This window comes from Kitasatospora sp. NPDC004240 (assembly GCF_053603215.1).
The window spans coordinates 22,404-42,482 of record NZ_JBSGFD010000066.1 but is presented as its reverse complement, the minus strand read 5'-3'; the positions used below and the strand labels follow the sequence as shown (position 1 = coordinate 42,482).

The 20,079-nt window shown below is 75.8% G+C and carries 15 protein-coding genes and 2 pseudogenes; 11 read left to right on the top strand and 6 right to left on the bottom strand.

Annotated elements, in window-relative coordinates; translation table 11 throughout:
• Nucleotides 1-672, top strand: a pseudogene (locus tag ACWEQL_RS19740) (glycosyl transferase); the annotation flags it as partial.
• Nucleotides 673-750: 78 nt separating this feature from the next.
• Here ACWEQL_RS19740 and ACWEQL_RS19735 read toward each other — a convergent pair.
• Nucleotides 751-2,373, bottom strand: a complete 1,623-nt coding sequence (locus ACWEQL_RS19735; protein WP_452151549.1) for an alpha/beta hydrolase — start codon at nt 2,371-2,373, stop codon at nt 751-753.
• Between the two features lie 86 nt (nt 2,374-2,459).
• Entirely contained in the window at nt 2,460-3,455 is a 996-nt protein-coding gene (moaA, locus tag ACWEQL_RS19730; RefSeq protein ID WP_452151548.1) for a GTP 3',8-cyclase MoaA, read from the bottom strand.
• 140 nt (nt 3,456-3,595) lie between these two features.
• Here moaA and ACWEQL_RS19725 point away from each other — a divergent pair, with 140 nt between their 5' ends.
• From ACWEQL_RS19725 to ACWEQL_RS19705, 5 genes and pseudogenes are all read left to right on the top strand, one after another.
• Nucleotides 3,596-4,195, top strand: a complete 600-nt coding sequence (locus ACWEQL_RS19725; RefSeq protein ID WP_452151547.1) for a nucleotidyltransferase family protein — start codon at nt 3,596-3,598, stop codon at nt 4,193-4,195.
• Nucleotides 4,196-4,392: 197 nt separating this feature from the next.
• Complete coding sequence (locus ACWEQL_RS19720; protein ID WP_452151546.1) at nt 4,393-5,319, top strand: hypothetical protein; 927 nt, start codon at nt 4,393-4,395, stop codon at nt 5,317-5,319.
• A gap of 171 nt (nt 5,320-5,490) precedes the next feature.
• Nucleotides 5,491-6,279, top strand: a pseudogene (locus tag ACWEQL_RS19715) (hypothetical protein); the annotation flags it as partial.
• A gap of 407 nt (nt 6,280-6,686) precedes the next feature.
• Nucleotides 6,687-7,661, top strand: coding sequence for a (2Fe-2S)-binding protein (locus ACWEQL_RS19710; RefSeq protein ID WP_452151545.1), 975 nt, complete (start codon nt 6,687-6,689; stop codon nt 7,659-7,661).
• A gap of 214 nt (nt 7,662-7,875) precedes the next feature.
• Nucleotides 7,876-8,937, top strand: coding sequence for a DUF2637 domain-containing protein (locus ACWEQL_RS19705; protein WP_452151544.1), 1,062 nt, complete (start codon nt 7,876-7,878; stop codon nt 8,935-8,937).
• 94 nt (nt 8,938-9,031) lie between these two features.
• Here ACWEQL_RS19705 and ACWEQL_RS19700 read toward each other — a convergent pair whose 3' ends face one another.
• Nucleotides 9,032-11,359, bottom strand: a complete 2,328-nt coding sequence (locus ACWEQL_RS19700) for a SpoIIE family protein phosphatase (protein WP_452151543.1) — start codon at nt 11,357-11,359, stop codon at nt 9,032-9,034.
• A 351-nt stretch (nt 11,360-11,710) separates the two neighbouring features.
• Nucleotides 11,711-12,118: an ATP-binding protein gene (locus tag ACWEQL_RS19695; protein ID WP_452151542.1), complete on the bottom strand. Its 408-nt coding sequence runs from the start codon at nt 12,116-12,118 to the stop codon at nt 11,711-11,713.
• 632 nt (nt 12,119-12,750) lie between these two features.
• On the opposite strand from ACWEQL_RS19695, the gene ACWEQL_RS19690 reads away from it, so the two are divergent.
• The 4 genes from ACWEQL_RS19690 (at nt 12,751) to ACWEQL_RS19675 (ending at nt 16,961) form a co-directional block, all read left to right on the top strand.
• Nucleotides 12,751-13,461 (top strand): urease subunit gamma, encoded by a 711-nt coding sequence (locus tag ACWEQL_RS19690; RefSeq protein ID WP_452151541.1) that lies wholly within the window; start codon nt 12,751-12,753, stop codon nt 13,459-13,461.
• On the top strand, nt 13,458-15,179 hold the full coding sequence (locus tag ACWEQL_RS19685) for an urease subunit alpha (protein WP_452151540.1): 1,722 nt from the start codon (nt 13,458-13,460) through the stop codon (nt 15,177-15,179). Before ACWEQL_RS19690 ends, ACWEQL_RS19685 begins: the two co-directional genes overlap by 4 nt.
• Nucleotides 15,180-15,210: 31 nt before the next feature.
• Nucleotides 15,211-16,257: an agmatine deiminase family protein gene (locus ACWEQL_RS19680; RefSeq protein ID WP_452151539.1), complete on the top strand. Its 1,047-nt coding sequence runs from the start codon at nt 15,211-15,213 to the stop codon at nt 16,255-16,257.
• A 137-nt stretch (nt 16,258-16,394) separates the two neighbouring features.
• Entirely contained in the window at nt 16,395-16,961 is a 567-nt protein-coding gene (locus ACWEQL_RS19675; protein WP_452151538.1) for a class IV adenylate cyclase, read from the top strand.
• Here ACWEQL_RS19675 and ACWEQL_RS19670 read toward each other — a convergent pair.
• Nucleotides 16,958-17,182, bottom strand: a complete 225-nt coding sequence (locus ACWEQL_RS19670; protein WP_452151537.1) for a hypothetical protein — start codon at nt 17,180-17,182, stop codon at nt 16,958-16,960. The two genes, ACWEQL_RS19675 and ACWEQL_RS19670, sit on opposite strands and share 4 nt — an antisense overlap.
• A gap of 142 nt (nt 17,183-17,324) precedes the next feature.
• Between ACWEQL_RS19670 and ACWEQL_RS19665 the strand changes: the two genes are divergently transcribed.
• Nucleotides 17,325-17,924: a TetR/AcrR family transcriptional regulator gene (locus ACWEQL_RS19665; protein WP_452151536.1), complete on the top strand. Its 600-nt coding sequence runs from the start codon at nt 17,325-17,327 to the stop codon at nt 17,922-17,924.
• 16 nt (nt 17,925-17,940) lie between these two features.
• Here the strand turns inward: ACWEQL_RS19665 and ACWEQL_RS19660 are convergent, their stop codons facing one another.
• Nucleotides 17,941-19,947: a hypothetical protein gene (locus tag ACWEQL_RS19660; RefSeq protein WP_452151535.1), complete on the bottom strand. Its 2,007-nt coding sequence runs from the start codon at nt 19,945-19,947 to the stop codon at nt 17,941-17,943.
• Nucleotides 19,948-20,079: the final 132 nt, after the last annotated feature.

Below are 20,079 nucleotides of genomic sequence, written 5' to 3'. Positions count from 1 at the left end.
GGCCGCGCCCGCCACCCGGCTGGCCAGGGGCCCGGCGGGCAGTTCCCCGGTGGGCAGGCTCCGGGCGGGCAGGCTCCGGGCGGGCAGGCTCCGGGCGGGCAGTTCCCCGGCGGGCAGGCTCCCGGTGGCCAGTTCCCCGGCGGCGTCGACGGCGGCGGCGGGAACATCGTCCAGGACGGCGGCAACACCCGCGAGTTCACCGTCTCCACCGGCCCCGGCGGCGGCCTGCTGAACGGCGCCCAGGTGAGCGCCGAGGCCGCCGCCCTGCTCAAGCAGGACGCCGACCGCTACACCTGGGCCGCCGCCACCCTCGGCTCGCAGAACGCGGCCAGCTACCAGCTCGCCACCCGGGTCCCGGTGATGGCCCTCGGCGGCTTCAACAGCACCGACCCCTCGCTGAGCCTGGAGGCCTTCCAGCAGTACGTGAAGGAGGGGAGGATCCACTACTTCCTGGGCGGCGGCAACGCCCGCCGGAACAGCGGGGTCGAGGCCCCCGGAGCGGGCACCGACGGCCTCACCTTCAACGGCCCCGGCGGCGGCCCCGGTGGCGGCCCCGGTGGCGGTGGGAACACCATGTCCGCCGAGATCGAGGCCTGGGTCACCGCCCACTTCACGGCCCGCACGGTCGGCGGCACCACGGTCTACGACCTGACGGCGCCGACCACCGGCTGACCCGTCCCCTGCCCCACCCCCTGACGCGAGGGGCGCACCGCCACGGCGGTGCGCCCCTCGCGTTGTCGTGCGCCGGGGTCAGCCGGTGGCGCAGCGCGTCCCGGCCGCCGGCACGGTGCCGTCGACCAGGAAGGCGTTCACCTTGTCGCGGACGCAGGAGCTGCGCCAGTACGCGACGTGCCCCTCGCCCTCGCGGGTGAGCAGCACCGCCTGGCCGAGGCTCTCGGTGAGCTTCTCGGACCACGCGTACGGGGTGGCCGGGTCACCGGTGGAGCCGACGACCACGATCGGCGCGGCGCCGTTGTTCCTGATCCGGTGCGGCTTCTCCGGGGAGCGGAAGGGCCAGCTGCGGCAGTCCGGGTCGAAGAGCGCCTGGAGCGGGGCGTGCCGGCTCATCAGCGGGGCCTTGCCGGCCAGGTCGCCGAGCAGGGCGCGCAGTTCGTCCTCGGTGGGCGCCTGCGGGGCGTCGGCGCAGTGGATCGCGGTGTACGCGTCGGCGGAGGGGCTGTACTTCCCGTCCTCGCCGCGGCCGTTGTAGCGGTCGGCGGCGGCGAGCAGGTGGTCGCCCTTGCCCCGGACCATGGCCCAGCCGAGGCGGTTGCGCAGGTCGGTGGAGGACTTCTCGTCGCCGCCGTAGAGCAGGTTCGCCACGCCGGTCCAGGCCGCGGCGGAGGTGAGCCGGCGGCCGTCCCCGGTGGTGAGGGGCTTCTGCTTCAGACCGTCCAGGAAGTCGGCGAGCTTCTGCGGCGCGGTGGCCGGGTCGGAGCCGAGCGGGCAGTCGGCCGGCTTCCTCGCGCAGTCCTCGGCGAACAGCCGCAGCGAGCGCTCGAAGCCGGCCTGCTGCTCGATGTTCTGGCGCAGCAGGTCGGTGGCGCGGTCGGTGGCGCCGTCCAGGACGAGCCGGCCGACGCGGTCCGGGAACTCCTCGGCGTAGACGCTGCCGATGTAGGTCCCGTACGACAGGCCGAGGTAGTGGAGCTTCCGGTCGCCGAGGGCGCCGCGCAGCACGTCCATGTCGCGCACGGTGTCGCGGGTGCCGAGGAAGGGCAGCACCTTGGCGTACTTGGCCCGGCAGGCCTCGGCGAGGACCTTGCCGTGGTCCTCGCCGGGGTCGTCGGAGGTCAGCCACGCGTCGCGGTCCTTGCCGTCCAGGCAGAGGACCGGGAGGGTCCCGCCCGCGCCGCGGGGGTCGAAGCCGACGATGTCGAAGCGGTCGTGCAGCCCGCCGTCGAAGTCGCCCTGGCCGTACACGACCGTGTCGACGCCGGAACCGCCCGGCCCGCCGGGGTTGACCAGCAGGGAGCCGACCCGCCGGTCCTGGTGGAGGGCGGGGATCCGGGAGAGGGCGACGTCGACGGTGTCGGCGCCCGGGTTCGTGTAGTCGAGCGGCACCTTGAGGGTGGCGCACTGCACCTTGGACTCGTCGACCTTGTCGGTCCCGGGGAGGTCGGCGCAGGGCGCCCAGGTGATCCGCTGGGTGTAGAAGTCCTTGAGCGCGGGATCGGCCTCGCCGGTGGGACGGGCGGTCGGGGCGGGCGCGGCGGAGGGGGCCGCGGACGGGGAGGCGGCGGTGCCCGCGGGGGCGGGGCCGGCGGCGTTCCGGTCGGTGCCGGAGCAGCCGGCGAGCACCGAGGCGGCCAGGGCGGCGGCCAGCGAGGCGGGGAGTGCGCGGCGGGAGAGCCGGGCGAGGGTCGGGTTCACCGCACACGAATATCATCCGGTGATCACACCGCTCACACCGGGATCCGCGCAGGTGGCAGGCCCTCGGGCCCGCCGCCGCGCCCGGGTCAGCCGCCGATGGCCGACATCGGGCGGTCGGGGCGGACGAAGTCGGCCGAGCCGATGTCGTGGCCGGGGCCCTTGCGGGCGATGGTGGCGCGCCAGGCGGCCTCGATCCGGGCGTCGTCGGCGCCGCCGCGCAGCAGCGCCCGCAGATCGGACTCCTGGGTGGCGAACAGGCAGTTGCGCAGCTGCCCGTCGGCGGTGAGGCGGACCCGGTCGCAGCCGCCGCAGAACGGGCGGGTGACCGAGGCGATCACGCCGACCACCGTGTCGGTGCCGGCGATCCGCCACTCCTCGGCGGGGGCGTTGCCGTGCCGGCCGACCGGGACCAGCTCCCAGCGGGCGCCGAGCACGGCCAGCACCTCGTCGGCGGTGATCATCCTGTCGCGGTCCCAGGCGCCCTGGGCGTCCAGCGGCATCGACTCGATGAACCGCATCCGGTAGCCGTGCACGGCCGCGAACCCGACCAGGTCGACGAGTTCGTCGTCGTTGACCCCGCGCACCGGCACCGCGTTGACCTTCACCGGGTCCAGCCCGGCGGCCCGCGCGGCGGCCAGCCCGGCGAACACGTCGGCGATCCGGTCGCGCCGGGTGATCGCCGCGTACCGCTCGGGCCGCAGGGTGTCGAGGCTGACGTTGACCCGGTGCAGTCCGGCCAGCGCCAGCGCCCCGGCGGTGCGGGCCAGCCCGATGCCGTTGGTGGTCAGCGAGACCTCGGGGCCGAGCGCGGTGATCCGCCCGATCAGCTCGGGCAGGCCGCGGCGCAGCAGCGGTTCGCCGCCGGTGAGCCGCACCGAGGTGATGCCGAGCCGCCGGACGGCGATCCGCACCAGCCGGACCACCTCCTCGTCGTCCAGCACCTCGGCCCTGGGGAGCCAGTCCAGGCCCTCGGCCGGCATGCAGTAGGTGCAGCGCAGGTTGCAGCGGTCGGTGAGCGAGACCCGCAGATCGGTGTGGACCCTGCCGAAGCGGTCCACCAGCGGGCGCGGTGCGGTGTTCATCGACCCAGTACAGGGGCAGCGCGCCGGGAGTTCCAGCGGCCGAACCGCCGGGGAGCGGCGGTGACCCGCGCCATCGCCTTGTGGATTCGTACAGTCCGGTCGGGCTGCGCGCGGCGGTCCGCGGCAGGCAGGCTGGGCGCATGACGACGGAGGACCCGGTGGCCGCGCTGGTGCTGGCGGCCGGTGGCGGGCGCCGGCTCGGCGGGCGCCCCAAGGCGCTGCTGCCGTACCGGGGGCGGCCGCTGGTGGAGCACGCGGTGGCGGTGGTCCGGGCGGGCGGCTGCGGGGCGGTGACGGTGGTGCTGGGCGCGGCCCGCGAGCGGGTCCGGGCCGAGGCCGCCCTGCCGGACTGCCGGCTGGTGGACAACCCGGACTGGGCGGGCGGCATGGGCTCCTCGCTGCGGGCCGGGCTGGCCGCGCTGCCGCCCGGGGCCCCGGCGGCGCTGGTGATGCTGGTGGACACCCCGGGGGTGACCCCGGAGGCGGTGGCCCGGCTGCTGGCGGCCCACCGGGCGGGGGCGGCGCTGGCCGCGGCGGCGTACGACGGGCGGCGGGGGCACCCGGTGTTGATCGGCGCCCGGTACTTCGCGGAGGCCGCCGCCGGGGCCACCGGAGACTCCGGCGCGCGCACCCTGCTGGGGGCGCACGCGGCTGAACTCACGCTGGTGGAGTGCGCCGATGTGGCCGTCCCCGACGACCTGGACACCCCGGCCGACCTCGCCCGCTGGACGGACGGCTGAGCCGGACCTGACCGTCCCCGGTCAGAGCGGGTGCGCCTCCCCCGCACGGGCGGCGCACGCTCCTCCCCACCGACGAGAAATCGAACGCATACCCCTGATCTCTCCCTGAGGATTGCCTCATTCCGCGCCACGGCCCGCAGCGATCGGGGAGCATGGGACACGACCTGCCCAGCCGACCCGAACGGACGGTGCCCGCGATGTCCGGACTGCCCGACGACTACACCGGCCGCGACGACCTCACCGGACGGGACGACCTCACAGGGCACGACGGACACCCCGGGCGGGACGACCTCACAGGGCACGACCCGCTCCAGCACCCCGCCACCCAGCAGTCCCCCGGTGCCGCCCGCGCGATCCGCTGCCCGGCCTGCCGCCGCGAGCACCTGTACGAGCCGCCGTCGCTGCCCTGCCCGTGCGGCGCCTCGCTGAAGGTGCCGCTGCTGCGCGGCGGGGTCCCGGTGCAGGTGCGCTTCCGCTCCTGGGAGGACTCCTGGCTGAGCATGCGCTGCCCGCACTGCGGCCGCTCCGACCAGTGGCCGCAGCCCGAGTTCACCTGCAACTGCGGCGCCACCGTCCGCCTCCCGGTGGACCGCACCACCCGCCTCGGCGGCGGCAACCCGGTCGGCGGGCCGCTCGGCGCCACCGGCCCGCAGGGCTCCCGCCCGTACCCGGCCCACCCGCTGGGGGCGCCGGTGCCGGCCCCGCCCGCCGGACGGTCCGCCTCCTGGCGTCGGCGCGCCCCGTTCCGTCCGCATCCCGTGCGCACCTCGCAGGACGCGGTGTTCACCGCCGCCCGCTACCTGGAGTGGCTCGGCTTCGACGACCTGGAGCTGACCGAGGCCCAGGAGCGCGACGGCGTGACCCTGCTGGGCAGCCGGATGGTCGCCCAGGTGGACACCTGGACCGAGCCCGCCGACGTGAAGTCCGTCGAGTGCCTGTGGCTGCAGACCCTGCACGCCGAGGAGATGGCCGCCGCGATGTTCACCCTCGCGGGCTATTCGCACCAGGCCACCGTGCGCGGCGAACAACTGCTGGTCGCCCTGTTCAGCCTGGACCTCGCGGGCGTCCCGCAGCCCGCCAACGGCGCCGCCGAGGCCCTGATGGAGACCGGCTGGACCTCCTGAACTCCACTGGCACACCTGACCGCCACCCGTGCCCGACCGCATAAACCTGCGCTCGTGATCTGGTGCACAAGCTCGCCCCCGTGTTGAATTGCCGCCACGGAGCGGGCCGGTGGGGCGGGTCCGCGCTCGCCGGATGGCGCACACAAGGAGGTGGCGTTGTCGGAGCACGGACTGGGCCCGGAGGGCCGTGGCGATCGGGGGCCGGCGCCCCCCGATCCGGGGGACACCGTCTGGCGGCTGCGGTCCCGGGCCTGCTGGCAGGAGGCCGCGGAGCTGCTGCGCCCGGCCGCCGAACGGGACCCGACGGCGGCCCTCGCCAGGGCCGAACTCCTCATCGAGCAGTGCCTGTTCACCGCCGCCCACTGGACCCAGGCGGAGCAGGCGCTGCGCCTGGCCGAGGCCCTGGTGAGCAGCACCGAGCAGCGCGCCGCGGCGTCCTGCGCCCGCGGCTTCCTGGCGTACGTCGCCAGCGTGCTGGGCCCGCGCGACCGGCTGGACGAGGCGCAGGCCGCGCTCGGCCGGACCTCCGCGCTGCTGCCGCCGGACGCCCCCGGGCGCCCGCTGCTGGACTTCCGGCGCGGCCTGGTCGCCGAGAACCTGCTGCGCGACCGGACCGCCGCCTGGATCGCCTACCGCCGGGCGCACGAGGGGGCCGGCGAGCGGGGGGACGAGCTGCTGCGCTCCTACACCTGGCGGCACCTGGCGGCGCTGGCACTGGCCTCCGGCGACCAGGTCCGGGCCCGGGAGGGGTTCGACGCCTCACTGCGGCTGCGTGAACAGCTCGGCTTCACGGTGGGCGTGGCACCGGCGCTGGCGGCGCTGGCCGAGGTCTCCACGCCGGAGGAGGCGGCCCGGCTGCGGGCCGAGGCCGCCCGGCTGGTGCAGGCCCTGGGGGGTGTGCCGGTGTGGCTCTCACGCCAGTTGAGCGCGCTGTACGCGCCGGGCGCGCACGGTGCGGCGGGGGCGCCCGGGACGGTTCCGGGCCGGCGGCCCGCTCCCACACCCCCCGCGTCCACGCCCTCCGCTCCGGCGGCGGGCACCCTCTCCACGCCGGGCGCGCCCCGGCGCCGGCGCCCGGCTCCCCCGTCCGCCGCGCCCGTCACCCGCCCGGACGGACGCGTCGAGGCGGCCCCGGACGGGAACATCGGCTAAGGTAAGCCTTACCTGGCCGGGGGGAGCAGCGCCTCGGCCGGGTCGCCTTGTCGCCACCGGGCCCCGCCAGGCCCCGTCCGGCCGCGCCCGCCGGGCGTCCGGGGCCGCACCGCCGTACCGCGGCACCGCCGTACGGCGCCCGCTCGGCCGCCGCTCCCGGCCGGCCGAGCGGGCGGGCCCGCACCGGCTCCGGCCGACCCGATTGGCCCGCCCCCATGACCGCCCTCCCCCTCTCCGGCCGCCCGGACTCCCCCGCCCCGGACGCCCTCGCCACGAGCACCGTCACCCCCTGCACCGTCGTACCGGCCACCGCCCTGCCGGGCCTCACCCGGGACACCGCCCCGGCCGCCCCCACGGCCACCCCCGCGGACGCCCCCGCCCCCTGCGCCGCCGCCCACGCCCGGCTCACCGAGCTGTTCCCCGCCGTACGGATCCACCACGGCCCGCCGCGCACCGGCGACGGCTGGATCTCCGGCGCCGAGCTGCTGACCGACCCGGCGGCCCTGCGCGCCCTGATCGCCCACGACGCCCGCGACGGCCTGACCCGGTACGGCGCGCCGCTGCGCCCGGACGTCGCGGCCGGCTTCGCGCTGCACCGGTTCTGCTGGCCGGCCTCGCTGCTGTTCACCCTGCCGTGGTTCCTGGAGCGCCGGGTACCGCTGCTGACGGCCGGGGACGTCTCGGTGCGCCGGGCCTCCGGGGAGCTGACCGTACGCCCGGGGGCCTTCGCCTGCCTGGCGGACGACCCGGCGGCCGTCCTGCCCGGCGCCCGTCCGGTCGCCGACGCGGCGGAGCTGGCCGGACGGCTGCGCTCGGCGCTCGGCGGGTTCCTGACGCCGCTGCTGGCGGCGTTCCGGCCGGAGGTGCGCCGCGGGCCGTCCACGCTCTGGGCGATGGCGACGGACGCGACGGTGGAGGGCCTGTGGCACCTGGCCGGGCCGCTCGGCGAGGAGGACCGGGCGCGGGCCGAGCTCACCGCGCTGCTGGCGACGGACTGCGCGCCGTTCACCCCGGGCGCGGGCTTCGGCCCCGCGCCGACGGGCGCGCCGGGTTCGCCGGGTTCACCGGGTTCGCCGGGTTCGTCCGGGACGACGGGTGCGGCGGACCGGGTCCGGGCCAGTTGCTGCCTGGTGTACACCGTCCGGCCGGGGGACCTGTGCGGCGGTTGCCCCCGCGTCACGCGGGGTTGACCGAATTCCCCTGGGGGCACACCCGCCCGGGCCCGGAATTCCGGGAATTCATCTCCGTAAATAAATAATACGATGGGATTGTCTCTGCGTCAGAAATCGCTGAACTCAGCGCATTGACAGCGAATCAGCCATTCGACGCCCGCACATCCGCCATGATGGTTCCCCACCGTCACTGGGGCCGTCACGACGCAGGAAAGCGAGGCTGGTTCAGGCGATGAAACTGTCCGACATACCGCTCGGGTGGGCCGTCACCGGCGTTGCGGTGCTGCTGGTCAGCGCCGTACTGGTGGCGCTGGCCCGGAACCGGGGATCGGCCGCCGGCGCCACGGATTCCTGGGAGCGATCCGAGGAACGGCGCCGACGCAAGGAATCCCTCTACGGCGCGGCCTCGTACACCCTGCTGTTCTGCTGCGCCGCGGTCGCGGCCGCGCTCTCCTTCCACGGCCTGGTCGGCTTCGGGGTGCAGAACCTCAACCTCTCCGGGGGCTGGGAGTACCTGGTGCCGTTCGGCCTCGACGGGGCGGCGATGTTCTGCTCGGTACTCGCCGTCCGCGAGGCCAGCCACGGCGACGCCGCGCTCGGATCCCGGCTGCTGGTCTGGCTGTTCGCCGGAGCCTCGGCCTGGTTCAACTGGGTGCACGCGCCGCGCGGCTTCGGCCACGCCGGCGCCCCGCAGTTCTTCGCGGGCATGTCCCTCTCGGCCGCCGTGCTGTTCGACCGGGCGCTCAAGCAGACCCGCCGGGCCGCGCTGCGCGAGCAGGGCCTGGTGCCCCGGCCGCTGCCGCAGATCCGCATCGTGCGCTGGATGCGCGCCCCCCGGGAGACGTACGCGGCCTGGTCGCTGATGCTCCTGGAGAACGTCCGCAGCCTGGACGAGGCGGTCGAGGAGGTCCGCGACGACAAGCGGGAGAAGACCGCCGAACGGGAGCGCCGCCGGCTGGCCGGACGCCGCGAGCGGGCCGAGATCCGGGCCATCAACCGCACCAACAGCGTGTGGCGCCAGCGCGGCGCGGCCCGCCCGCGGCAACTGGAATCCGGATCGGAATCCGCGATAGCCGGCCCTCCGGGGGACGGCCCGGGAGCCGGCTCCGACGGGGCCCCGGACCCTGCCGGGCGGGGTGGCGGGGCCGCCGGGGGCACGGTGGTGCAGCCGGGCCTGCCGGCCCGTCCGGAGCGGCGCACCATCGACCTGACCCTGGAGGAGGACACCGTGGCCCTGCCCCGGCTGGACTCGCTGGAGCGCAAGCTGAAGGACCTGGAGCAGCAGTTCGGCTGACGCCACTGCACGCCGCGGTCCGGTCCGGAGGCCCGCCGCGCCCGTCGCGGCAGGCCTCCGGGCGGCGGGGCGTCCGGCACGGGGCCGGCACGGGTCAGGCGGCCGGCACCGGTGTCGCGGTGAGCTCGAACCACATCCGCTTGCCCGAGCCGCGGGGCTCCACCCCCCAGCCGTCCGCCAGCGCCTCGACCAGCATCAGCCCGCGTCCGGAGGAGGCCTGCTCCCCCGGCGTCCGGCGGGTGGGCCAGAGGTCCGACTCGTCCTCCACCTCGACCCGCAGCCGGGCCCGGCCGCCGTCGTCCACCGGCTCCCGGTAGAGCCGGGCGGTGAACATGGCGTCCCGGTCGGTGTGCCGGATGGCGTTGGTGACCAGCTCGGAGGCGAGCAGCTCAGCGGTGTCGACCAGTTCGGCGACGCCCCAGCGGCGCAGCGCGTCCCGCAGCTCGGCCCGCACCTCGGCGATCCTGGCCAGGTCGGCCTGGCCGATCCGGCGGCGCAGCTGCTGGGCGGCCAGGCCGCCCGCCGGACCGTCCCAGCGGAGCAGCAGCAGCGCTATGTCGTCCTCGCGCTCGCTGGAGTCGGCGGCCTGGGAGGCGATCCGGTCGGCGAGGTCCTCCAGCGGGTCGCGGGCGGACTCGCCGCGGGCCGCCAGCGGGCCGCCCAGCACGTCGGTGAGCCGGCCGATCCCCTCGTCGAGGTCCATGCCGCGGGCCTCCACCAGGCCGTCGGTGCAGAGCAGCACCGTCTCACCCGGGTCCAGGCTGAACCGGGTGACCCGGTACTCCTCGTCCGGGGCGATGCCCAGCGGCAGCCCGCCGGCCACCGGCACCACGGCGACGGAGCCGTCGGCGCGCCGGACCATCGGGTCCAGGTGGCCCGCCCGTACGGCGTAGACCACGCCGTAGTCGACGTTGACCTCGGCGTAGGTGCAGGTCGCGAAGTGGTCGGTGTCGAGGTCCGCCAGGAAGCGGGAGGCGCGGGCCATCACGGCGGCCGGCGGGTGACCCTCGGCGGCGTACGCGCGCAGGGCGATCCGCAGCTGGCCCATGATGCCGGCCGCGTGCACGTCGTGGCCCTGGACGTCACCGATGACCAGCCCGACGTGCCCGCCGGGCAGCGGCACCACGTCGTACCAGTCGCCGCCGATCTGCAGGCCGGAGCCGGCCGCCAGGTAGCGCACGGAGGTGGTCACGCCGGGGACGGAGGGCACGGTCCGCGGCAGCATGACCCGCTGCAGGCCGGCCGCGAGCTCGTGCTCGGCGTCGTGCAGCCGGGCCCGGGCCAGGGACTGGGCGACCAGGCCGCCGAGGGTGGAGAGCAGGGTGCGCTCGTCGGCGTCCAGCTCGCGGTCGTCGTCGAAGCTGACCACGCAGACGCCGATCGCCCGGCCGCTGGCGACCAGCGGCAGGAAGGCCCAGGAGCTGCGGGGGATCCGGCTGGCGGCGTCCCACACCTCCGGGTAGCGGTCGCGGTACTCGTCGCGGCTGGGGACGAACACCGGCGCCCGGTGCCGCAGCGCCTCGGCGGCCGGGTGGGCGGCGGGCAGCACGGCCCGGTCGTAGGCGCCGAGGTCCTGCTCCCGGTAGCCGCTGGCGCCGAGGACCTGGACCCGGCCGGCCTCGAAGGAGGCCAGCACCAGGCCGTCCGGCGGCAGGCCGGGCAGCGGCAGCTCGGTGAAGACCCGGGCCACGTCACGGACGGTGACGGCCTCGGAGAGCGCCCGGGCGGCCTCCTTGATGAACCGCGAGCGCTCCTCGCGCAGCAGGGCCATCCGGTCGGCGCGGTCGCGTTTGTGCAGCTCGACGGTGGCGTCCCAGACGAAGCCCACCATCCGGGAGGCCCGCCCGAAGGCGTCGGCCAGTACCCGGCCGCGGAAGCGCACCGCCTTCATCGCCCCGTTCGGCCCGACGGTGCGGTAGTAGGCGCCGCACTGGCCGAGCTCCTGGACGGCGCGCTCGACCCGGCGCTGGACGACCGGGGCGTCCTCGGGGTGGAGCAGCGCCAGGAAGGAGGCCGAGGTGCGGTCGAAGCGGCCCTTGTCCAGCCGGTCCAGGCCGAGGATGCTGCAGGCCCGCTGGTCGCCCTCCAGCACGTCGCGGCGGATGTCCCAGTCGAAGGAGCCGATGCCGTTGGCCGCCATCGCGGGCTCCAGCCAGTCCGGCGTGGAGTCCCCGGTGGTGGCCGGCAGCCCGCCCGAGAGCATCGGTGCCAGCCGGCCGGCGGCCAGGCCCTGGGTCGTGCGCAGCGCGTGCCGGCGTACCGCCTGGGCGGGCGGACGGGCCGCCCGGCCGGGGACGGACGGCGCGCCCGGGACGGGTCCGGCGGACACCGTTCCGGCGGGCACGGGGGCGTCGGCCGACGACCCGGCTGCGGACGGGCCGGGAGAACGCGCCGGCCCCGGCGACTCGGGCTCAGTGGGCATGCTGCTCCTGCCGCTGCCGTGGCGGACCGCGCCGGCCGTCCGGGCGGGCCGCGAGGCGATGTGATGGGTGGTGCTGGATCGGACGGTGCCGATGGACGGTGGTCGGTCGAGGCCGGTTCTCCCCGCCGGTTCCCGCACATGGGCACACAGATTCCCACCATCCTGTCCAATGTTCGGCCGAGCGGCAATGGGAACGGCCCGGAAATCTTTCCCGAAGCCTTCCGCGAAGAGTGCCGTTCGATCACGAACGGCGGCATTCCGGGAAGCACCGGGTGCCTTCGGACGGAAGCCCGGCCGACCGTGTCCGGACGGTGTGCCGCCGGACGCGCGGGGCCGGAGAGTGGTGTGCGATCAGGAATGCGCCAGCTCGAACCAGGTCACCTTGCCGTCACCCCGCAGCTGCACCCCCCAGTCGTCGGCGAGCGCCTCGACCAGCATCAGCCCGCGGCCCGAGGTCGCGTACTCGGCCTCCGGGTCGCGGCGGCGGCCCGGCAGCCGGGCGGCGCCGTCCCGGACCTCGATCCGCAGCCGCAGGTCCGCGGAGAGCACCGCGTCGAACACCGCGCCGTCACCGGTGTGCAGCAGCGCGTTGGTGACCAGCTCGGAGGAGAGCAGCTCCGCCGTGTCGGCGAGCTCCGGCACCCCCCAGCGGCTCAGCGCCGTCCGCAGCCGGTGCCGCACGGCCCCCACCGCGACCAGGTCCGCGGGGTCGAGCGCCAGGTGCAGCCGGCGGTGCAGCGCGCACCCCGGCGCGGGCACCGGCACCCCGGACGCCGCCGCGCCCCCCTGGGACCTGGACCGGTACGCGTCCCCCGAACTCGTCCGCTGCCTCGGGAATCGCGACTGACCGTCCATCAACACATGCCCCCGCCCTCGATACGGGCACCCGGTACCGGATCCCCCGCCGGCCGGGCAGCCCCTCGTTCTGACCATCCATCCTCATGCCCAGTTGGCGGCGTTTGCAACAGTGTGCGTCCGATCACCCGGGGTGAAAGGCGCACGGGGCGCTCCCCGTGATCCGGCTCACCGCTCCGGACAGGTTTGCGAGGCGTAGGACCCCTTTCGACGGCCGTCGGGCGCCGGCGCGACCGCTCCCGCGCCCCGCGCCGCCCCCTCACCGCCCCTTTCGCGACCCCTGGCCGACGCGGTCGCCACGACCACCCACGACCGCCCGGGGCCTGCCCGGCCGTCGTCCCGCCCCGGCCCGTGGCCGTCCGCCGCCCGCCCTCGATCCGCCCACCGCCGGTCCGACCCGTTGGCCGCCTTCGGCGCGCCGGACGCGGCCGCAGCGGCAAGGCTGGACAGGGCGACCCGGGCCGGGTTCAATGACCCGGAGCGTTTGAACGCCGTTCTAACTTCATCACCCCACCGGCGACCGCGAGCGAGGAACCGTGCGACTGACCCCCACCGAGCGGGACCGGCTGCTGATCTTCACAGCAGCCGAGCTGGCCCGCGCCCGCCGAGCCCGGGGCGTGCGTCTCAACATCCCCGAGGCCACCGCGCTGATCGCGGACACCGTCTGCGAGGCCGCCCGCGACGGCAGGCGCCTGGCCGAGGCCATCGAGGCCGGCCGCAGCGTGCTGAGCGCCGAGGACGTCCTGCCCGGCGTGCCGGACGTGGTCACCGTGGTCCAGGTCGAGGCGGTGTTCGACGACGGCACCCGGCTCGCCGTGGTCAACGACCCCTTCCGGGGCGTCGGCTCGCTCGGCGACGAGGCCCCGGGCGGGGCGCTGATCGGCGACGGCGTCGGCTACGACCCGATCGAGGAGACCGTGGTGCTGCCCGTCCACAACACCTCCGACGTGCCGATCTCGGTCACCTCGCACTTCCACTTCTTCGAGTCCAACCCCCGGCTGGCCTTCGACCGCGCCGCCGCGTACGGCACCCACCTCGCGGTGCCGGCCGGCTCCTCGGTGCGCTTCGACCCCGGCGCCACGGTGGAGGTCGGGCTGGTCCCGATCGGCGGCGCCCGGGTGGCGATCGGCTTCGCCGGGCTCGTGGACGGCCCGCTGGACGCGCCCGGCGCGAAGGAGGCCGCCCTGGAGAAGGCCCGCGCGACCGGCTACCTGATCAACTTCGACGACGCGGAGGTGGACTCGTGAGCGCCATCACCCCCCATGACTACATCTCCGTGCACGGCCCCCGGGCCGGCGACCGGATCCGGCTCGGCGACAGCGGACTGATCGTCCGGGTCGAGTCCGACTCCCAGGCCCCGGGCGACGAGTTCCTGGCCGGGTTCGGCAAGACCGCGCGCGACGGCCTGCACCTCAAGCCCGCCGCGGTGCGCGATACCTGCGACGTGGTGATCAGCAACGTACTGGTGATCGACGCGATCCAGGGCGTCCGCAAGACCTCCATCGGCCTGATCGGCGGGCGGATCGCCTCCATCGGCCGGGCCGGCAACCCGGACACCCTGGACGGCGTGGACGTGGTGGTCGGCACCGGCACCACGATCGTCTCCGGCGAGGGCATGATCGCCACCGCCGGCGCCATCGACACCCACGTCCACCTGCTGTCGCCGCGGATCATGGAGGCCTCGCTGGCCTCCGGCGTCACCACGATCATCGGCCAGGAGTTCGGCCCGGTCTGGGGCGTCGGCGTCAACTCGCCCTGGGCGCTGCGGCACGCGTTCAACGCCTTCGACGCCTGGCCGGTCAACATCGGCTTCCTGGGCCGCGGTTCGTCCTCCGACCCGGCCCCGCTGGTGGAGGCGCTGGCCGAGGGCGGCGCCTCGGGCTTCAAGGTCCACGAGGACATGGGCGCGCACACCCGCGCCCTGGACACCGCGCTGCGGGTCGCCGAGGAGTACGACGTCCAGGTCGCCCTGCACACCGACGGGTTGAACGAGTGCCTCTCGGTGGAGGACACCCTCAAGGTGCTGGAGGGCCGGACCATCCACGCCTTCCACATCGAGGGCTGCGGCGGCGGACACGTCCCCAACGTGCTCAAGATGGCCGGCGTGCCGAACGTCATCGGCTCCTCCACCAACCCCACCCTGCCCTTCGGCCGCGACGCCCTCGGCGAGCACTTCGGCATGATCGTCTCGGCGCACGACCTCAAGGTCGACCTGCCGGGCGACGCCGCGATGGCCCGTGACCGCATCCGGGCCGGCACGATGGGCGCCGAGGACGTGCTGCACGACCTCGGGGTCATCGGCATCACCTCCTCCGACGCCCAGGGCATGGGCCGGGCCGGCGAGACCGTCCGCCGCACCTTCGCGATGGCCGGCAAGATGAAGGCCGAACTCGGCCCGATGGACGGCTCCGGCTCGTACGGCACCACCCTGGCCGGCGACGACAACGAGCGGGTGCTGCGCTACATCGCCAAGCTGACCATCAACCCCGCCATCGCGCACGGCCTCGCCCACGAGGTCGGCTCGATCGAGATCGGCAAGCTCGCCGACATCGTGCTCTGGCGCCCGGACCACTTCGGCGCCAAGCCGCAGCTGGTGCTCAAGGCCGGGTTCCCCGCGTACGGCGTGGTCGGCGACCCCAACGCCTCCACCGACCGCTGCGAACCCCTCGTGCTGGGGCCGCAGTTCGGCGCCCACGGCGCGACCGCCGCCGACATCTCGGTCGCCTTCGTCGCCCAGGCCGCCGCCGACGGCGCCTACCTGGACCGCGCCGCCGACGGCCTGCCCACCCGGCGCCGCCGGGTCGGCGTCCGCGGCACCCGCGGCATCGGCCCGCGCGACATGGTGCGCAACGCCCGGATCGGCCACGTCGAGGTCACCGAGACCGGCCTGGTGTCGCTCGACGGCTCGCCGCTGCGCTCCGACCCGGCCGACAGCGTCTCCCTCAGCCGCCTCTACTTCCTCTGAACACCCCTCCCCCGCTTAGGACTCCGCCCTCATGACCAGCCCCGCCACGCCCGCCTCGCTCGGCTTCCGGATGCCCGCCGAGTGGGCCCCGCACGACCGCACCTGGATGGCCTTCCCGACCGCCAACCCCACCTTCGACAGCCCCGAGCAGCTGCACGCCGGCCGCGAGGCCTGGGCCGCGGTCGCCAACACCATCGTCGGGTACGAGCCGGTCACCCTGATCGTCAACACCGGCGAGAGCGCGGAGGCCCGCAAGTACGTCTCCGAGCAGGTCGAGATCGTCGAGCGCCCGCTGAACGACGCCTGGATGCGCGACATCGGCCCGACCTTCCTGGTGAACGGCGAGGGCTCGGTCGCCGCCGCCGACTGGATCTTCAACGGCTGGGGCGCCCAGTCCTGGGCCCGCTGGGACGACGACCAGCACATCGCCGAGCACATCAGTGAACTGACGGACGTTCAGCGCTTCGCCTCCCGGCTGATCAACGAGGGCGGCGGCATCCACGTCGACGGCGAGGGCACCGTCCTGGTCACCGAGACCGTCCAGCTCGGCGAGGGCCGCAACGCCGACTGGACCAAGGAGCAGGTCGAGGCCGAGCTGCACGCCTTCCTCGGCACCACCAAGGCGATCTGGCTGCCGCGCGGACTCACCCGCGACTACGACGAGTTCGGCACCCGCGGCCACATCGACATCGTCGCCTCCTTCGTCCGCCCCGGCGTCGTGGTCGCGCACGTCCAGCCCGACCCGGCGCACCCCGACCACGAGGTGTGCGAGGAGCTCGTCGCCCTCCTGCGCGCCTCCACCGACGCCCGCGGCCGCGCCCTGGAGGTCATCGAACTCCCGGCCCCCACCGTCCTGTTCGACGAGGAGGAGGAGCCCGTCGACTACTCGTACATCAACCACTACGTCTGCAACGGCGCCGTGGTCCTGTGCGCCTTCGACGACCCGCGCGACGAGCAGGCCGCCGCGATCCTCCGCCAGGCCTACCCCGGCCGCACCGTGGAACTCGTCGACGCCCGCGAGATCTTCGCCAACGGCGGCGGCATCCACTGCATCACCCAGCAGCAGCCGAGCGCCTGATCCGTCCCGCCCGGCCCCGGGAGCCCTTCGAAAGGCTCCCGGGGCCGGGGCCGTCGACGGTCCGCCCGCCCGCGTGGATAGCCTGGCCGCCCGTGGCGGACGACCCGCGCCCGTCCTGCCGGAGGAAGGTGTCCGGGATGGCCATCGAGGCCGAGCTCAAGGCCGTCGTGCGGGACGCGGCGACCGTACGGCGCCGGCTGGAGGAGGCGTACGGCCCCGGCGTCGAGCAGGTCTACCGGGACACCTACTACGACACGCCGGACGGCGAGCTGCTGGGGTCCGACCGGGAACTGCGGATCCGGACCGTGGACGGCGGCCGCCACCTGCTCACCTTCAAGGGCGCGCGGGTCGACCCGGTCTCCGGGTCGAAGCCCGAGCACGAGACCGCGGTGACCGACCCCGCCGCCGCGGACGCCGTCGTCCGGGGCCTGGGCCTGGTACCGCGGCTCGCCTTCACCAAGCACTGCCGCAACCACCGCTTCACCGACGGCGGACGGGAGTTGCTGGCCACCCTGGTCCGGGTGCCGGAGCTCGACGGGACCTTCCTGGAGGTGGAGACGGCCGCCGGGGACGAGGACGGGCTGCCCGCCGCCCTGGCCGCGGTCCGGGCGGTGCTGGCCCGGCTCGGCATCCCCGAGGGCGACCTGACCACCGAGCTCTACACCGACGCGGTGGCGGCCGCCCGGGGGCATGCGGGGACCTAGTGGTGGTACCTCCCGAGGTCGTCGGTGGTGAGGCCGTGGGTGCTGTGCATCGCGATCGAGCTGTACGAGGAGCGCAGCGCGCGCAGTTCGGCGAGGCGCTCGGCCTCGGCGCGCACGCCGTCGATGTTCTCGGTGGGACCGCCGCGACGCCGGTGCAGGAAGAACGCGAGCGCGGCCACCACGAGGCCGAGTCCGGCCAGCAGGGCGATCAGAGTGGTCATCGCCACCCCCTCGGATCGGGAGCGCCATCACCCTGTTCGTACCCGCATCACCGGCGCCCCGAACCCTCGGAGTTCCCCCTCCGTACCGCTCCGACCACGGCACGTATCGTAAGAGACCTCAGCAGCAGGAGGAGAGCAGCACATGGCGGACCCTCGTCCGCGCCGCCCGGCGCGCCCCCGCGAGGAGGTCTTCGCCACCGCGCGGGCCGCGATCGCGGAGCACGGGCTCGCCAAACTGACCATGGCCGGCCTCGGCAAACAGCTCCAGATGAGCGCCGGACACCTGCTCTACTACTTCGGCAGCAAGGACCAGCTGCTGCTGGAGACGCTGCGCTGGAGCGAGGAGCAGCTGGGCCGGCGGCGGAGTGCCGCGCTGGCCGCCGGGCCGGACCGCGACGTGTGGCGGCGGCTCGACGACTACGCCGGGCTGTACCTGCCCGAGGGGCCGGGCGACCCACGCTGGATCCTCTGGGTGGAGGTGTGGGGGCGCTCGCCGGCCAGCGAGGAGATCCGGCAGGGGCAGCTGGAGATCGAGGCGCCCTGGCAGGCCGACCTGGTCGCACTGATCGAGGAGGGGACGGCCGCCGGACGGTTCGGCCCCGGCTCGGCGGCCGACCGGGCCGTCCAGATCCGGGCGCTGCTGGACGGCCTGGCCGTCCCGGTCGCGATCGGCCTCCCGGGCGCGCGCCGGACGGAGGCCCTCGCCCAGGCGACCGCGGTCTGCCGGGTGCTGCTGGGCTGAGCTCCGCCTTCCCGGGTCACTCCGTCCAGAGCGCGGCCGCGGTGCGGTCGTCGGCGTAGCCCTTGGCCCGGACCTGCACCTGGCGCAGGAAGTCGACCGTGCCCGGCGGGTGCGGGTGCGCCCAGTGGGTGGCGAGGAAGTGGGCCACGGCCGGCTCGTCGGCGACCGGCCCGGCCAGCCCCGGGGTGCAGAGCAGCAGGATGTCCCCGGGCGTGGCCGGGACCAGACGGAAGCGGAACGGCCGGGACTCCGCGGCCGCGCCGGCCGCCCCCGGCGGCGGACCGTCCGGGTGGTGCAGCAGCCGGGCGGCGTACGCGTCGATCCAGTGGCCGGAGCGCAGCAGGTACAGCCCGCCCGGGCCGGTGCCGAACGCGGCCCGGTGCCCGGCGGCCGGGTCGAGCGACAGCAGCATGCAGTGCAGCGCGGCGGCCTCCTCCCCCGGTTCGGGGCCCTCCGCCGCCCCGGGCCCCTCCTCCGGCCCGGACCGCAGGGCGCGCAGCGGGGCGACGGCGCTGGTCGCCAGCCGCTGGAGGCCGTACCGGAGGCGGTCGCGGGCGCCGTCCCGCAGATCGGCGGCCAGTCCGGCACGGCTGCGGCCGATCGCGGCGGCGAGCTGGCGGCAGGCCTCGGCGGTCGCCGCGGCCACCGCCGGGGCACCGGGGTCGTCGGCGGTCCGCCGGTAGGAGGCGAGCACCGCGAGCAGCAGCCCGTCCGCACCCTCGCCGAACCGGGTCACCAGCAGCGCGTCGCGCCTCGGCTCGCCCCGGTAGCGGGCGGAGTCACCGCGCACGGACACCGCGCGCAGGGTGGCCGGGCCGTACTGGGCGCCCTCCAGGACGGTGTCCGGGACGACCCCGCCGAGGGTGTCCGGCTCGGCGGCCGGCAGGGCGGTCGGCTCGGAGCCGTAGGTGGGCGGGCGCTCGCCGACGTGCGGGACGGCGGGCGCGGGATCCGGGGCACCGAGCGGCGTACGGGCGGCGCGCAGCGCCTCGGCGCGCTCGCCGGCGGCCTCCCGGGGGGAGCGCTCGGGGCGGAAGGGCTCCGGGTCGAAGGACTCGGCGGCCTGGACACGGGGGGACGGGGCGGGGTCGCGGAAGCTGACCGGCTGCTCCTGGGCGACCTCCCGGGGAGAGCGCTCGGGGCGGAAGGGCTCCGGGTCGAAGGACTCGGCGGCCTGGACGCGGGGGGACGGGGCGGGGTCGCGGAAGCTGACCGGCTGCTCCTGGGTGACCTCCCGGGGGGAGCGCTCGGGGCGGAAGGGCTCCGGGTCGAAGGACTCGGCGGCCTGGACGCGGGGGGACAGGGCGGGGATCCGTGGGGGGACGGGCCCGGGCTTGGCGAGATCGAGGGTGGGCTCCACGGGCTCGGGCTGCTCGGGCACCGGTTCCACGGGCTCGGCCGCCACGGGCGCAGGCTGGGCGGGGACCTGGAGCGCGATCGTCCGCTCGTCCGGTACGGCCTCCTCCGTCTCCTCCGTCTCCTCGGCTTCGGCCCCCGGCACGTCCCCGGCCGCCGGCCCCTTCGCCGCCCAGGCCGCCCAGTCGGGCGCCTCGAACCGGTGCGTCTCGTCGGCCGCCGGAGGCCGCACGGGCACCTCGGCCGACGGGGGCACCTCGACCGACGCCGACGCGGGCGCGGGAACCGGCGCGGGCGTCTTCGGCGTGGCCGCCTCCGCAGCCGGTTCCGGCGCGGTCGCCGGGGCCGGCTCCGCCGTGCGCTGCTGGCCGATCACGCCCACCGCGGTGTCGAACCAGTCGTCGACGCTGTCCCGCTCCAGCAGCTCCGCGTCCGCGACGGCCGCCGGGGCCTCCTCGGGTGGGGCCCCCTCGGGCGGGGCGGGCGGCTCGTCGCCCGTGCGCTGCTGTCCGATGAGCCCGGCCGCGGTGTCGAACCAGTCGTCGACGCTGCCCGCGTCCGCGACGGCGTCCGGGGTGTCGGGGAGGGTGCCGGACGGTCCTTCGTAGACCGTGTCCCACCAGCCGTCCTCCGGCCGGTGCTCCGCGGGTGCACCCTGCTTGCTCATCTGGCGGCTCCAGGTCCGTGGTCTCGCCGCCCCCGGCGGGGCCGGACGAACGTCATTGTCCCGAAGTGCGACGACGCTGTCCGGGTTTCGGCGACAACCGGACGGGGCCGGGGCGGCTTCCGGATGATCGGG